11 protein-coding genes are annotated in these 15,250 nt (G+C 73.4%); 2 read left to right on the top strand and 9 right to left on the bottom strand.

What is annotated here, in order from left to right:
* Positions 1–43 precede the first annotated feature (43 nt).
* From ACZ6TV_RS03915 to ACZ6TV_RS03875, 9 genes are all read right to left on the bottom strand, one after another.
* Entirely contained in the window at positions 44–3,010 is a 2,967-nt protein-coding gene (locus ACZ6TV_RS03915; protein ID WP_465295099.1) for an FtsX-like permease family protein, read from the bottom strand.
* An 86-nt stretch (positions 3,011–3,096) separates the two neighbouring features.
* Entirely contained in the window at positions 3,097–4,770 is a 1,674-nt protein-coding gene (locus tag ACZ6TV_RS03910) for an acyl-CoA mutase large subunit family protein (protein ID WP_465295097.1), read from the bottom strand.
* Positions 4,771–4,890: 120 nt separating this feature from the next.
* The gene (locus ACZ6TV_RS03905; protein WP_465295095.1) at positions 4,891–5,535 is read right to left on the bottom strand and encodes an Asp23/Gls24 family envelope stress response protein; all 645 of its coding nucleotides are present in this window, start codon (positions 5,533–5,535) and stop codon (positions 4,891–4,893) included.
* Positions 5,536–5,602: 67 nt separating this feature from the next.
* A complete protein-coding gene (locus ACZ6TV_RS03900) occupies positions 5,603–6,253 on the bottom strand; it encodes an ATP-binding cassette domain-containing protein (protein WP_465295093.1) in 651 nt (216 codons plus the stop codon).
* Positions 6,250–7,110, bottom strand: coding sequence for an ABC transporter ATP-binding protein (locus tag ACZ6TV_RS03895; protein ID WP_465295091.1), 861 nt, complete (start codon positions 7,108–7,110; stop codon positions 6,250–6,252). The genes ACZ6TV_RS03900 and ACZ6TV_RS03895 overlap by 4 nt, the downstream gene beginning before the upstream one ends.
* A gap of 207 nt (positions 7,111–7,317) precedes the next feature.
* Positions 7,318–10,335, bottom strand: a complete 3,018-nt coding sequence (locus ACZ6TV_RS03890; RefSeq protein WP_465295089.1) for an ABC transporter permease — start codon at positions 10,333–10,335, stop codon at positions 7,318–7,320.
* A 45-nt stretch (positions 10,336–10,380) separates the two neighbouring features.
* Positions 10,381–11,358 (bottom strand): methylmalonyl Co-A mutase-associated GTPase MeaB, encoded by a 978-nt coding sequence (gene meaB / locus ACZ6TV_RS03885; RefSeq protein WP_465295087.1) that lies wholly within the window; start codon positions 11,356–11,358, stop codon positions 10,381–10,383.
* Positions 11,355–11,768: a hypothetical protein gene (locus ACZ6TV_RS03880; RefSeq protein WP_465295085.1), complete on the bottom strand. Its 414-nt coding sequence runs from the start codon at positions 11,766–11,768 to the stop codon at positions 11,355–11,357. Before ACZ6TV_RS03880 ends, meaB begins: the two co-directional genes overlap by 4 nt.
* Positions 11,769–11,812: 44 nt before the next feature.
* Positions 11,813–13,000: an acetyl-CoA C-acetyltransferase gene (locus tag ACZ6TV_RS03875; protein WP_465295083.1), complete on the bottom strand. Its 1,188-nt coding sequence runs from the start codon at positions 12,998–13,000 to the stop codon at positions 11,813–11,815.
* Between the two features lie 73 nt (positions 13,001–13,073).
* Between ACZ6TV_RS03875 and mce the strand changes: the two genes are divergently transcribed.
* Entirely contained in the window at positions 13,074–13,550 is a 477-nt protein-coding gene (gene mce / locus ACZ6TV_RS03870; RefSeq protein WP_465295081.1) for a methylmalonyl-CoA epimerase, read from the top strand.
* A 157-nt stretch (positions 13,551–13,707) separates the two neighbouring features.
* Entirely contained in the window at positions 13,708–15,057 is a 1,350-nt protein-coding gene (gene ccrA / locus ACZ6TV_RS03865; protein WP_465295079.1) for a crotonyl-CoA carboxylase/reductase, read from the top strand.
* Positions 15,058–15,250 lie beyond the last annotated feature (193 nt).

Raw genomic sequence — 15,250 nt, 5'->3', positions numbered from 1 at the left:
CTGTGCCCATGATGCCCAGGCACTGCGCTGCGCTCCGGCCCGGTCATCGTGCGCTCCATCCGTCGGCGAAGTACGGCAGGACGTCACCGATGTAGGCCCGGATCAGCACGACCAGCAGCACCCCGGTGAGGATCGAGACGCCGACGAGGATGAGGTACCCCTCGACGGCGACGCGTTGCACGACGCGGGCCGGCGCGCCCTGCACCCGCAGCGCGCCCAGCTCCCGGGCCCGCGGCCGGCGCTCGACGGCGGCGACCACGGTGGCCGAGCCGATCGCCAGCGCGACCCCGATGATCGCCGACAGCAGCATGAACTGCAGGGTCAGCGGCGGGCCGAAGGACGCGTACCGGGCGGCGGTGGCGTCGATGCTCTCCTCGCCCTGCACGATCAGCCCCTGCTCGGTGAGACGGTCGGCGATGTCGCGCGGCGCGCCCGGGGCGAGCCAGACCTGCATCGACTCGCCCGCGCCGAAGTCGGCGCCGAGCCGGTCGGCGTATTCGAGGTCGACGAGCACGCCCTGGTCGCCGAGGCGGGGCAGGCGGGTCGCGTCCCCCACGATCCGCTCGGCGATCGACGCCGAGCCGTAGGTGACCCGCTGGTCGCCGGCGATGCGCTGCTGGAGCCGCTTGGCGCGGATCGATGCGATCGGGGCGGGCGTGTCGACCGGGTAGACGCCCGCGTCGGACGCCGGGCCGGGGCGCAGCGGCGCGACCCGCAGCAGCATCCCCTCGGCGGTCGGCGTGACGATGAGGTTGGGCGGTGCCGGGGAGACCGCGAGCCGCCATCGGCTGCGGTCGGCGAGGGCGTCGGCGCCGAGCACCGGCGACCCGGTGGACAGGCCACGGACGGTGACGTCGATGCCGGGCCGGGCGGCGAAGAACACCTTCTGGTCCAGCGTGCTCTGCATGATGGCCAGGGAGCTGAGCCGGCAGCCGGGCGCGGTGGCGCAGGCCGGGATCGGCGCCTTCAGCACCGCGGCGCCCTCGACGAGCGGGCCGACCCGGGCGACCAGGCGGTCGCCGTCGGGCTCGGCGAGGACGGCCTCGAAGAAGAGCGTCCGGCCCCGCTCCGGCGCGGTCATCACCACGTCCAGGTCGAAGGTCAGCTCCCCGCCGGTGACCATGACCGGCTCGGGCGCCTTCGGGTGCAGCGCGGCGGCGGCCTGCTCGGCGGTCATCCCGTATTCGGGGCGCCAGGTGGCCACGGCCGGCAGCCGCGGGCTGTCGACCAGCAGGACCCGGTCCTGGGCGGAGCGCAGCGACTGCACCACCGCCATCGCCTGCTTCCCGGACGGGTCGGCGGCGCGGACCGCGTGCAGCAGGGCGAGCCGGTTCTCGGCGCGCACGGTGAGCACCCGGTCGGCGCCGACCTCCAGCTCGGCCCTCGCCCGCCCGGCGCTGCGGCCGCTGTCCCAGGTGATGTACGACGTGCCGAGCAGCGCCACGGTCACGATCATCAGCGCGGCGAGCCGGTGCACCCCGGGGCGGCGGGCCAGGTAGATGGCGGTGAGCGCGCGGGCCGGGCGGCCGTGCCGCAGCGCCCCTTCGACCAGCCGGCCGGCGGTCGCGGTGATCGCCCGCGACGCGACGAGCGCGAAGGCGAGCGCGGCCAGCCCGGGCGCCAGCAGCGCGAGCCCCGCCGCGTCACCGGAGGCGCGGGTCTTCACCTGGTACACGGCGATCCCGGCGACGATCACCAGCACCAGGTCGAACAGGTCCCGCCACGCGCGGGCCCGCCCCGGCGCCTGCCGCAGCAGCTCCGCGACCGAGGCACCCAGCGCGCGCCGCTCGGCGAGCAGCGCGGCCAGCATCGCGCCGACCACGGCGACGACGACCGCGGCGACGGACAGCGACGCCGCCTGCGAGACGACCGCCGGGTCGTCGATCGTGCCGGTGACCGAGACGGCCACCAGATAGCCGAGCGGGAGCCCGAGCACCGCCCCGGCCAGCATCGGCACCGCGCTCTGCCCGCCGACGAGCGCCCAGGTCCGGCCGCGGGTCGCACCCCGCAGCTTGACCAGCCCGACGTCCGGGCGGCGCTCGTCGCCGGTGTACTTGACCGCGAGGTACAGCGCGAACCAACACAGCAGCAGCAGCTGGAACGCGCCCACGGGGACGCCGAGGCTCAGCAGCCGCCGGTCCCGCTCGACCCGGTCGACGGTCGAATAGATGCTGGTGTACATGGTGAGCCGGTTGTTGGCGGCCTTGACCGTCGCCGCGTCGAGGAAGGCGCGGACCTCCGACGGGGAGTTGTCGACGAAGAGCTTCGGCTCGGCGACCAGGTCGACGATGAAGCGCGCCTTGTCGGGCTTCAGCTGGTCGAACAAGGCCGGGCCGGCGAGGATCGCGTCGTCGACCGGCTCGGTGATCTCCGGCGGCGCGCCGGCCGGCAGGTCGACCGCGATCAGCTGGGCGTTGCTGCTCCAGAACGGGTCGGCCGGGTTGTCCGGCCGGTAGATGCCGACGACCGTGAACTGGGACGAGCCGAGGATGTTGGTCGCCTCGTAGGTGACCTTGTCGCCGGGTTTGGCGCCCAGCCAGTGAGCGGTGCGGTAGCTGAGCATCACCTCGTCCGCGGCGGTCGCGCAGCGCCCCTCGATGGTGGCGTGCTCGCACGCGCCGGTGCGCAACGTCAGCGGGGAGTCGGTCTCGCGCTTCACGCCGATGGTGCGGCCGTCGTCCTGCGCCGACGTCGCGAACAGCGAGCCGACCAGATAGGCCGACGTGTAGGAGGTGAACCCCTCCAGCTCCACGACCGACCGGGTGAGGCGCTCGTTGGCCTCCAGGTACGCCGCGACGGACCCACCCTCGACCGCACCCTCACCGACGGTCTCCAGGGACCGCTCCTGGATCGGCGCGGCGTCCACGTGACGGGTCGCGATGCGCTCGGTGGACGCCAGGACATACCAGGGCGCGGCGGCCGCCGCGGCCGCCGCGAGCGTGCTCAGCAGCAGCAACGTCAGCGCCTGGGTCCGCCTGGCCCGCAACGCTGCGAGCACGAGTGCCAGCAAGGCCCCTCCCCCGTCGGTCAAGGTCGTTCGTAGGTAGACCAGCCGGGAGAGGGACCGGTTGCATTGCGGTTAGGTAACTGCCGCCGCTAGAACCTCGCGGGCTCGCGGTAGATGCCCCACTCGTCCTTGAGGGCTCCGCAGATCTCGCCGAGGGTCGCCTCGGCCCGGCACGCGTCCAGCATCGCCGGGATCATGTTGCCGCCGGTCCGCGCGACCGCCACCATCTGCTCCAGCCGCTGCCGCACCAGGTCGTTGTCCCGCTCGGCGCGGCGGGCGCCGAGGAGCTTGTTCTGCTCGGTCTCCACCTCGTGCGAGACCCGCAGGATGTCCAGCTCCCGGGTCAGCGACCCGGTGTGCACGTTGACCCCGACGACCCGCTTGTCGCCCTTCTCCAGGGCCTGCTGGTAGACGAACGCGCTGTCGGCGATCTCCGACATGAACCAGCCGTCCTCGATGCCGCGCAGGATGCCCGCGGTGATGGTGCCGTCGCCGCCCATGTCCCGGATCCGCTGGAAGATCGCCTCGGCCTCGGCCTCGATGCGGTCGGTCAGCTCCTCCACATACCAGGAGCCGCCGAGCGGGTCGGCGACGTTGGTGACGCCGGTCTCCTCCATCAGCACCTGCTGCGTGCGCAGGGCGATCTCGGCGGCCTCGTCGGTGGGCAGCGCCAGGGTCTCGTCGAGGGCGTTGGTGTGCAGCGACTGGGTGCCGCCGAGGACCGCGCTGAGCGCCTCGACCGCGGTGCGCACGACGTTGTTGTAGGGCTGCTGCGCGGTCAGCGAGACGCCGGCCGTCTGCGTGTGGAACTTGAGCCAGAGCGCCTTCTCACTGGTGGCGCCGTAGACGTCGCGCAGCCAGCGGGCCCAGATCCGCCGGGCGGCGCGGAACTTCGCGATCTCCTCGAAGAAGTCGATGTGCGCGTCGAAGAAGAAGCTGAGCCCCGGCGCGAACCTGTTGACGTCGAGGCCGCGGGACTGGCCCAGCTCCACGTAGCCGAAGCCGTCGGCCAGGGTGTAGGCGAGCTCCTGCGCGGCGGTCGAGCCGGCCTCGCGGATGTGGTAGCCGGAGACGGACAGCGGCTTGTAGCGCGGGATCTCCCGGCCGCAGAACTCCATGAGGTCGCCGATGAGGCGCAGGTGCGGCTCGGGCGGGAAGAGCCACTCCTTCTGCGCGATGTACTCCTTGAAGATGTCCGTCTGCAGGGTGCCGTCGAGCCCGCGGAGGTCGGCGCCCTGGCGCTCGGCGGCCACCAGATACATGCAGAAGACCGGGACGGCCGGGCCGGAGATGGTCATGCTGGTGGTGACGTCCGCCAGCGGGATGCCGTCGAAGAGCACGTCCATGTCGGCGGCGGAGTCGATGGCGACGCCGCAGTGGCCGACCTCGCCGAGGGACTGCGGGTCGTCGGAGTCGCGGCCCATCAGCGTCGGCATGTCGAAGGCGACCGACAACCCGCCGCCGCCGGCGCCGAGCAGCATCTTGTAGCGCGCGTTGGTCTGCTGCGCGTTGCCGAAGCCGGAGAACTGCCGGATGGTCCAGGTGCGGCCGCGATACCCCGTGGGGTGCAGGCCGCGCGTGTAGGGGAACTCGCCGGGCCAGCCGATGCGCTCGAAGCCCGGCACGTCGGCACCCTCGGGAGGCCCGTAGACCGGGTCGAGCCGGGTCCCGGACAGGGTGGTGAAGTCGGCGTCGCGCTTGCGGGCCTCGTCATAGCGGCGCTGCCAGCGGGCGCGGCCCTCGGCGATGTCGTGGGCGTCCATGGGGTGTCGGCGCTCCTCGCGGTGATCGGGGTGTCCGTCTCACCGTCGATGGTATGCGCTTCCTGAACGATCGCTCAGGAGGGCGGGGTAACTCCCACCCTCCGTCATGCAGCGTTTACCCTACGCGGCCGACGCCGCCTGCGACTCCGGAAGCTTGTCGCTGACGTGGACGTCGTCCACGACGATGTCGACCGCGGTGACCTCCAGGCCGAGCAGGTTCTCGACCGCGCCGATGACGTTGGCCCGGACCTTCTCGGCGACGGAGTACAGCACGAAGCCGTACTCGATGACGAGCGTGACCCGTACGGCCGCGGAGGTGCCCTCCAGCCGGACGCTCACGCCACGGTTGCCGTTCTCGCGCTCGTCGTCGCCGAGACCGATCCGGTCGCGGACCGAGGCGAAGACCCGGGCGACGTCGCCGCCGAGGTCGTAGACGCCGGGGACCTCACGGGCGGCGATGCCGGCGATCTTCTCGACCACCTCGTCGGCGATGGTGGTGGTGCCCCGCTCCGCGGCCAGCTCGGCGTTGTTGCGCAGCCGGTCGACGACCTGCGACGCGATCCGCCCGGACGCGGCGGCCGTCGTGGTCGCGAACTCCCCGACCCGCTCGGCGGCGTCGGACGCGAAGGTGGTGACCCGTTCGGCGGCGGAGGCGCCCGCGACGGATCCCGGGGTGGCCGGTTCGATGGCGAGCGCGTCGCCGGTCATGTCCGGGTCGTCCACATCGGTGCGTTGCGTGGGCAGACCCGCGGTCACGTCGGTCATGTCTGTACTCCCCTAGGTCAGTGGCCGAGCGCGAGCGTACTCGCGCCCGGCCACCCCCGGGCAGGTCCTAACGGACCAGTTGGGCGACCCCGTCGGAGAGGTGCAGCTCGCGGTCGCAGGCGGCCGCGGCCTCCGGGTCGTGGGTGGCGAAGACGACCGCCGCGCCCCGGCGGGCCTCCTCCTGCAGGATCTCCATGACCTTCTGCCGGTTGGTCGAGTCCAGCTCGCTGGTCACCTCGTCGGCGAGCACCACGGCGCCGTGCAGGGCCAGGCCCCGGGCGATCGCGGTGCGCTGCTGCTGGCCGCCGGAGAGCTCCTCGACGAGCTGGTCCGCCTGGCCGCCGAGGCCGAGGCGCTCCAGCGACGACACGGTCGCCCGCCGGGCGTCGGCCGGGGCCGCGCCGCCGGCGATCATCGCGACCTGGATGTTCTCCTGCGCGGTGAGGATCGCGGCGAGCCCGTTGTCCTGCGGGATCAGCACGACCTTCTCGGCCACGGCGTGGTCGCGGTCGCGCAGCGGCGTGCTGTCGACCGCCACGGTGCCGGCCGCCGGCCTCAGCAGGCCCGCCATCGCCCACAGCAGGGTCGTCTTCCCGGCACCGGACGGACCGGTGACGGCGAGGATCTGCCCCGGGGACACGACCACCGAGACGTCGCGCAGCACGGGATGGTCGCGCTCGTACGCCACCGTGACACCGTCGACCGTCAACGTCTTCACTGCATGTCCTCCAACAACGTGTGAGACCGGGCGGGCACGAGCAGCACCGTGCCGTCGGGCTGCGGCTCGACGCCGACCAGCGAACCGGGCGGCAGCATGCGCAGCACCTCCTGCGGCAGGTGCACCGTACCGTCGCGGCCGACCACCGCGTAGTCCTCCCCGCGACGGCCTTCGGCGCCGACCCGCCCGTCCCGGATGGTGACGGTGCGGCCCATCCGCCGGCCGACGTCCGGGTCGTGCGTCACGACGACCACCGTCGTGCCGGCCCGGCGCACCGCGTCCAGGGCGAGGAGCACCTCGTCGCGGGCGTGGGTGTCGAGCTGGCTGGTCGGCTCGTCGGCGAGCAGCAGTCCCGGGCGGGCGGCCAGCCCGACGGCGAGCGCCAACCGTTGACGCTCACCAGGAGAGAGTCGCTGCGGCCGCTGCCGGTTGCGTCCCCGCCCGCTCAGGCCGACCGTCGCGAGCACCTCGCGCGGGTCTGGCAGCTGCCGGCGCCGGTCGCCGGGGACGCCGCGCTGGGCGAAGCGGATGTTCTGCTCGGCCGTCAGGTACGGCAGCAGGTTGCGCGACGCGCCCTGCAGCACGACGCCGACGTCGGTCGCCCGCAGCTGCTGCAGCTCGGCGGGCGTGGCCCTGGCGAGGTCGTGCTCGCCGACGCTGACCCGGCCCGCCGACGGTGGCAGGAGGCCGGCGAGCAGCGACAGGAGGGTCGACTTGCCGGACCCGGACGGGCCGAGCAGGGCGACCGACTCGCCCGCGGAGATGTCGAGGTCGACCCCGGACAGGGCGACGACGTCGTAGCCCTCCAGGCGGTAGATGTAGACGAGCCCCCGGCACGTCACCGCGAGCCCGCTCACGCCGTCACCTCCGCTGCGCTCCGGCGCCGGCCTGAGCCAATACCGCATCCATGGTGAGCAGCCACTCCGCTGCGCTCCGGCCCGCTCACACCGTCACCTCCGCTGCGCTCCGGCCCGCTCACACCGTTACCTCCGCTGCGCTCCGGCGCCGGCCTGAGCCAAGCACTGAGCTCATGGTGAGCAGCCCTCCGCTGCGCTCCGGCCCGCTCACGAGGCACCGTCCCGCAGCCGCTCCGGGGTGGCCCGGCCGAGGAGGCGGAGCACCATCAGTACCGCCGCCGCCAGACCGACGACGGCGGCCGCGACCGCCACCGGCAGGGCGCCCATGGTGAGACGCCAGGCGATCGGCGTGGCGACCCCGACGGTGACCAGCGGGATGCCCGGCAGCATCACCATCGCGCCGAGCAGCCCGGCGGCGAGGCCGACGACGAGCGGGACGCCGAGCAGCGCCCGGTACTCCCGGAACACCGCCCTGCGCAGCTGCCCGGCCCGGACCCCGGCGACCCGCAGCGCGGCGAGCTCGTAGAGGCGGGCGCGGACCCCGACGTACGCGGTGAGCAGCACGACCCCGATCGCGAGGAGGATCGCGGCGCCGCCGGCGAGCAGGTAGAGCCACAGGCCGAGGGCCGGCGCGCGGCGGGCGAGCTGCGCCAGCCGCCCGTCGATGGTCTCGGTCCGCAGCACCTGCACCCCGGCCTCGGCGAGCCGCCGGTCGAGGTCGGCGGGCGCGGCGGCGGAGGCCCACACCTCGTAGCGCAGGGAGGCGTTGTCGGCGAGGCTCGCGCCGCGCTCGGCCATCCGGGTGGCGTAGTCGAGGTCGAACAGCACCCCGCGCCGGCCGGCCCTGGGCAGGCTGCCGGCGTGCGCCGCGACCGTGAACGGCTGCGGCTGCTCGGAGAACCCGGGCAGCTTGAACGTCGCCGCGGCCGCGTCGTCGGTGGGCGCGCCGCCGGCGAGGACCGCGGGCAACGCGTCGGGCGTGTCGATGTGCTCGACGACGGCGTCGGCCGGGTCGCCGCTCTCGACGGTGACGCCCAGCGCCGCACCCGACCGGACGCTGACCGTGTCCTGCCTGGCCCGCCAGCGGCCGGCCAGGTCGAAGCCGGGCGTGAGGGCCCCGCCGTCGCTGCTCAGCGCGCGGACGGCGACGCTGACGGCGAAGGGTTCGCCGCCGCCGGCGGCCCGCCCGATGGCGAGGCCGACGAGCCGGCAGCCGGCGGCGCAGCCGGTGAGGGTGGCGTGGTAGGTCCTCGTCCCCTTCGCCAGCCCGCCGAGCGCGACCGTGCGGGGCGGCTGGCCCGGCGCGGCGACGATCGCCGCGACCCGCAGCGCCGGGCGGGCCGGCAGCGCGTCGACGGTGATCTCGGCGGCGACGTCCTTGCCGAGCCGCAGCGGCGCGGCGACGTCCGGGTGCAGCCGGGCGGCGAGCGCGCCGACGTCGGCCCGGGAGTGCCCGCGCCACACCGCGACGTCCGCGAGCCGGCCCGACTGGACCCCGAGCAGCTCGACGGGGGCGTTGTCGAAGCGCTGGCTGGCCCGGACGACGGCCATGGCGTGCCCGCCCGGGTCGGCCTTGTCGACGGCCGCCTGCAGGGCGGACGGGTGGTCGGCCGCGACGGTGAGGACCCGCTGCGCGCCGACGGTGTCGTCGGCGGTGTCACGGCGGGCCTGCGCCGCGGCGTCCCACGCGGTCGCGGCGAAGGTCAGCAGCGCCACCGCGACGGTGACCACGACGACGAGCCGCCCGCCGCCGGGGCGGCGGGACAGCTGCGCGGCGGACAGCAGCGGCACGATCCTGCCGCGCCGGCGGGCGATGCGCAGCCGCGCGTGCGACCACAGGCTGAGCAGCCGCGCCGCGGCGACGCCGACGACGAGCGCGATCAGCGGCGGCGCGAGCAGCGCCAGGGGCGAGCCGCGGTCGCTGACGGCGGCGGCGAGGCTGGCCGCGGCGAGCGCCACGACGACGCCGTCGGCGACCCCGGCCCGCAGGCCGCCGCGCTCGGGGACGCGGCGCAGCAGGCCGAGGACCGGCCGGGCCAGGGTCTGCCGGCCGGCGAGCACGGTGGCGGCGACCCCGGCGGCGAGGGCGACACCCGCGGCGGCGAAGACCGGCCAGCGCACCTCGACCCGGACCCCGTCGGCGAGCAGCGCGCCCGCGGCCAGCTGCACGAGCAGCAGCCCGGCGGCGATCCCGGCGGGCGTGGCGGCCACGGTCAGCAGCAGCACCTCGCCGAGGCCGAACCTGCCGGCCCGACCGGCCGGGTAGCCGCGCAGCTTCGCCAGCGCGATCTCCGGTGCCCGCTCCTCGGTCAGCGACGCGACGAGCAGGAACAGCACGAACCAGCACAGCAGCAGCAGCGGCACGGCGATGACCGGCGCGGTCCGGCCGATGCTGGCCCGGTCGGTGTCGATGTCGCGCAGCACCGCCGGGAGGGTGGTGGTGACCTCCAGCTCCTGGCCGCGCAGGCGGTCACCCAGGGTCTGGATGCCGTCGCGGAGCCCGGCGACGTCGTCGAGCCTGACCCGGTCGGCGCGCAGCGGGTACTCCAGGCGGGTCGCGAGGGTGGCGGTGCGCTCCTGGCGCAGGTCGTCCTCGGTCATCGTGAACAGCGCGTCGGCCGTGCTGTCGCTGGCGTTGAAGTAGGACGTGCGGCCCCAGTACGCGGCGTCGGCGTCGGTCGGCGTGTACAGGCCGCTGATCGTGAACGTCTTGTCGTGCCCGCCGGTCGCCGGCCCGAGGTGGACGGTGAGCCGGTCCCCGGTCCTCAGGTCACGGGCCGCGGCGGTGCGCCTGCTGATCGCGATCTGGCCCGGTCCGTCCGGGCAGTCGCCGTCGATGCCCAGGTGGTAGCAGGCGTTGTCGCGGTACGCGAGCTTGGCGCCCACGTCACCGAAGGTGACCTCGGTGTCGATGGCCGCGACCGGCAGGTCGAGCCGGTCGGCGAGCAGCTGGTCCTTGGCGAGCGCGGTGTTCATGGCCAGCCGGATCTCGGCGAGGTCCATGAACGCGGCGCTGTCTGCGGTGCCCTTTGCCCCGGCGGTCAGCCCGGTCGCGTCGGTGGACGCGGCGGACAGGCCGTCGGTGAGCACGGACTGCTGCGCGGCACGGCTGTACGCGGGTGCGAGCACGGCCGCCGTGGTCGCCGTCACGGCGAGGACGAAGACCACGAACGACCGGCCGGCCCGGTATCTGATGCCACGCAGCATGACGGTCCAGGCCGTCAAGATGTGCCCCCTGTGCTGGTCGAGCTGAAGGTTGACCCGCAGACCTTAGCGGTCGTTCCGCTTTTCGGTCATGGTCACCAGCTCGGCCGCCGCGGAGTGCGGATCCAGGTCACCGTCCGCTACTTTCCGGGCCAGACCGGCCAGCACGGCGCCGTCCCGCAGGGCTTCCATCCGGCCACGCAGCGTGCCCAGCGCGATCGCCTCGATCTCGGCCGCGGCCCGCTTCTCGCGGCGGCGGCGCAGCTCGCCCGTGTCCTGCAGGTGCGCCCGGTGCTCCGCGATCGTCGCCACGATCTCGTCGATGCCCTCGTTCTTGACCGCGGCGCAGCGCAGCACCTTGGGCCGCCACTGGCCGGGCGCCCGCTCGCCGAGCCCGATCATGCCCTGGATGTCGCGGTACGTGGCGTCGGCGCCGTCGCGGTCCGCCTTGTTCACGACGAAGATGTCGGCGATCTCCAGCACCCCGGCCTTGGCCGCCTGGATCGAGTCGCCCATGCCGGGCGCGAGCAGCACGAGCGTCGTGTCGGCGAGGCCGGCGATCTCGACCTCGGCCTGCCCGACGCCGACGGTCTCCACGACGACGGGGTCGCAGCCGGCGCCGTCGAGGACCCGTACCGCCTGCGGGGTCGCCGCCGACAGCCCGCCGAGGTGCCCCCGGCTGGACATGGAGCGGATGTAGACGCCCGGGTCGGTGGCGTGGTCCTGCATCCGGACCCGGTCGCCGAGGATCGCCCCGCCGGTGAACGGGCTGGACGGGTCGACCGCGAGCACCCCGACCCGCCGGTCCTGCTTGCGGAACGCGCGGACCAGCTCGTTGGTGGTGGTCGACTTGCCGACGCCGGGCGAGCCGGTCAGCCCGATCACGTGGGCGTCGCCGGCGTACGGGGCCAGGGCCGCCGCGACCTGCGGCAGCACCTCGTCGCCGTCCTCAACCAGCGACACCAGCCGCGCGACGGCGCGAGGGTCGCCCTCCCTCGCCTTCGCGACCAGCTCCGGGACGTCCCGGGACCGCCGGACGCTCACGGTCGCCGTTCCTTGCTCTCGTCGCTGATGTTCCGCATGTACTGGATGATCGCCGCTCCAGGCGCTCCGCGCCGCACGGGGTCCGACGCCCCGGGCGCCGCGCGGTCCCGGCCGGCCGCCGTCTCCGGCGCCGCCGGGCCCCGTGCGATCGTCGCCCCGACCACCTGCCGCCGCGTGATCGCGGCTTCGACCACCTCTGGCCGGGTGATCGCCGTTTCGATTGCCTGCCGCCGTGTGATCGCCGCGTCGACCGCGCGAGGCCGCGAGAGCGCCGTTTCCAGCGCCGCCGAGCTCCGGGTGATCACCGTTTCGCCCACCTCGGGCCGCGCGATCGCCGTTTCGGGTGCGTGGCGCCGCGTGATCGTCGTCTTGACCGGCCCGGGGCGCGTGATCGCCGTTTCCGGCGTCACGCGGTGCCGGGTGGTCGCTGTTGCGGGCGCCTGGTGCGTCCGGGTCACTGCTTGGGGACGCGGAGCAGGAGCGCGTCGCCCTGGCCGCCGCCGCCGCACAGGGCCGCCGCACCGAGGCCGCCGCCGCGGCGGCGCAGCTCCAGCGCGAGCGTCAGGGCGAGCCTGGCGCCGGACATCCCGATCGGGTGGCCGAGCGCGATCGCGCCGCCGTTGACGTTGACGATCGCCGGGTCGACGCCCAGGTCCGCGGTCGACTGCACGCCCACCGCCGCGAACGCCTCGTTGATCTCGACCAGGTCGAGGTCGTCGGCGGTCAGGCCGGCCTTCTGCAGGGCGTGCTTGATCGCGTTGGACGGCTGGCTGGTCAGCGAGTTGTCGGGGCCGGCGACGTTGCCGTGCGCGCCGATCTCGGCCAGCCAGGTCAGCCCGAGCTCCTCCGCCTTCGCCTTGCTCATCACCACGACCGCGCAGGCGCCGTCGGAGATCGGCGAGGAGGTGGCGGCGGTGATCGTGCCGTCCTTGCTGAACGCGGGCCGCAGCTTGGCCAGGGTCTCGACCGTGGTCTCGGGCCGGATCTGCTCGTCGTCGGTGACCAGCAGCGAGTCGCCCTTGCGCTGCGGGATCTCCACCGGCACGATCTCGTCGGCGAAGCGCCCGTCCTTCTGCGCGGCGGCGGCCTTCTGGTGGCTGGCCGCGCCGAACGCGTCCTGCGCCTCGCGGGTGATGCCGAGCCGCGCCACGTGCCGCTCGGTCGACTCGCCCATCGACACCTGGTCGTAGGCGTCGGTGAGACCGTCGAGGGCCATGTGGTCCTTGATGACGACGTCGCCGTACTTGTACCCCTGGCGCTGCCCGACCAGCAGGTGCGGGGCGTTGGTCATCGACTCCATGCCGCCGGCGACGACGATGTCGAACTCGCCCGCCCGGATGAGCTGGTCGGCGAGGGCGATCGCGTCGAGGCCCGAGAGGCAGACCTTGTTGACGGTCAGCGCCGGCACCGACATCGGGATGCCGGCCTCGATGGCGGCCTGGCGGGCGGGCATCTGACCGGCGCCGGCGGTCAGCACCTGGCCCATGATCACGTACTGCACCTGCTCGGGCGCCACTGCCGAACGCTCGAGCGCCGCCTTGATCGCGACACCGCCGAGCCTGGTCGCGGGAAAGTCCTTGAGCGCGCCGAGCAGTCGCCCCATCGGGGTGCGGGCGCCGCTGACGATCACCGCTTGAGTCATCGTGAGGCCTTTCGAGAGATGGTTCACATCGCACCGTCGCGACTGAACGATTACTAGGGTTCAGACTATCGCCATGACGTCCTCCGACCCGCAGTTGGATATCTCACCCGTCGGCATTCTCCGTATCGATCACGTCGGTATCGCCGTGGCGGATCTCGACGCGGCGATCGAGTTCTACGCGCGCGTCTTCGGCATGCGCTGCGTCCATCAGGAAACCAACGAGGAGCAGGGGGTGCGGGAGGCCATGCTGTCGGTCGGGCCGACCACCGCCGGCGGCTGCCTGCAGTTGCTCGCCCCGCTCAACGAGTCCTCGACGATCGCGAAGTTCCTGGACCGCAGCGGCCCGGGCATGCAGCAGCTCGCCTACACGGTGGCCGACATCGATGCGACCTGCGCCGAGCTGCGCTCCCGGGGCGTCCGGCTGCTGTACGACGAACCCCGCCGCGGCACGTCGGACTCGCGCATCAACTTCGTGCATCCGAAAGACGCCGGAGGCGTACTCGTGGAGCTGGTGGAGCCGTTTCGCGCAGCTTCGAGCAACCACTCCTGACGTGGTCAGTGGACTTCTTCACAGGCCGGTTCCTGATTTAGCTACCGTTCAGTAACGTCCGGCGCAGGGCATCGAGATGTGTCGCCGAGCCCCATAGGCACTCCGCCTTTCACGGTTTCACCCTTGATGCCTTCACCCCTGACGTTAGGAGCCATCGGTGCAGCACATCCTCGACGCGATCATGCAGGCGGAAGGTGCCGCGGACCCGGCGGCCGAACTGCGCGCCGTGGCCGGCCTGCCGGTGCCCTCGTCGTACCGGGGCGTGGTCGTGCGCGCCGACGAGACCGACATGTTCGACGGCCTCGCCACCCGCGACAAGGACCCCCGCAAGTCCCTGCACGTGCAGGAGGTCCCGACCCCCGAGGTCGGACCCGGCGAGGCCCTGATCGCGGTCATGGGCAGCGCGGTCAACTACAACACCGTCTGGACCTCGATCTTCGAGCCGGTGTCGACGTTCGGATTCCTGCAGCGGTACGGACGGCTCAACGACCTCGCGAAGCGGCACGACCTGCCGTATCACGTGGTCGGCTCCGACGCCGCCGGCGTGGTGCTGAAGGTCGGCCCGGGCGTGAGCAAGTGGAAGCCCGGCGACGAGGTGGTCGCGCACTGCCTCAGCGTCGAGCTGGAGGACGCGACCGGGCACGACGACACGATGCTCGACCCGCAGCAGCGGATCTGGGGCTTCGAGACCAACTTCGGCGGCCTCGCCGAGCTGGCCCTGGTCAAGGCCAACCAGCTCATGCCGAAGCCGGCGCACCTGTCGTGGGAGGAGGCGGCCTGCCCGGGGCTGGTCAACTCCACCGCCTACCGGCAACTCGTCTCGCACCACGGCGCGCAGATGAAGCAGGGCGACACCGTCCTCATCTGGGGCGCGTCGGGCGGCCTCGGCTCCTACGCCACCCAGTTCGCCCTCAACGGCGGCGCGACCCCGGTCTGCGTCGTGTCCAGCCCGCAGAAGGCCGACCTGTGCCGGGCCATGGGCGCCGAGCTGGTGATCGACCGCTCGTCGTACACCTTCTGGAAGGACGAGCACACGCAGGACACCGCGGAGTGGCGCCGGTTCGGCGCGGAGATCCGCTCCCTGACCGGCGGCGACGACCCGGACATCGTGTTCGAGCACCCGGGCCGCGAGACCTTCGGCGCCAGCGTCTACGTCGCCAAGCGCGGCGGCACGATCGTCACGTGCGCCTCGACGTCCGGGTTCATGCACCAGTACGACAACCGGTACCTCTGGATGAACCTGAAGCGCATCATCGGCAGCCACTTCGCCAACTACCGCGAGGCGTGGGAGGCGAACCGGCTGATCGCGCTCGGCAGGATCCACCCGACGCTGTCGCGCTCCTACGCCCTGGACCAGACCGGCCAGGCCGCGCACGACGTGCACCGCAACGCCCACCAGGGCAAGGTCGGCGTGCTCTGCCTGGCCCCGGCCGAGGGCCTCGGCGTGCGCGACCCCGAGCTGCGCGCGAAGCACGAGACGGCGATCAACCGGTTCCGCAACCAGTAACCCGCCGCCTCACCCGGACTCCGCGACGGGAGCGCCACAGCGTTGTGGCCTCCCGCCGCGGTTTTGTCGTTCCGGGCCTGGTGAGGGCGTGTCATCCGAGCTGGGGGACGGCCCGGGCATCGTCTCGACCGGCGCACCGTTCGGTGACCTTGACCTGTCCGTACGGCTACTCGACACGCCGACAAAGCGTGAC

The organism is Dactylosporangium sp. NPDC051087, assembly GCF_055586325.1.
The sequence above is the reverse complement of the archived record's forward strand: the minus strand, read 5'-3'. Positions and strand labels throughout refer to the sequence as shown.

Excerpts from the sequence above, each read along its gene's own strand:
- ACZ6TV_RS03875 (WP_465295083.1), bottom strand. The coding sequence starts at position 13,000 with ATGACTCAAGCGGTGATCGTCAGCGGCGCCCGCACCCCGATGGGGCGA.
- mce (WP_465295081.1), top strand. The coding sequence starts at position 13,074 with ATGACGTCCTCCGACCCGCAGTTGGATATCTCACCCGTCGGCATTCTC.
- ACZ6TV_RS03905 (WP_465295095.1), bottom strand. The coding sequence starts at position 5,535 with ATGACCGACGTGACCGCGGGTCTGCCCACGCAACGCACCGATGTGGAC.
- ACZ6TV_RS03910 (WP_465295097.1), bottom strand. The coding sequence starts at position 4,770 with ATGGACGCCCACGACATCGCCGAGGGCCGCGCCCGCTGGCAGCGCCGC.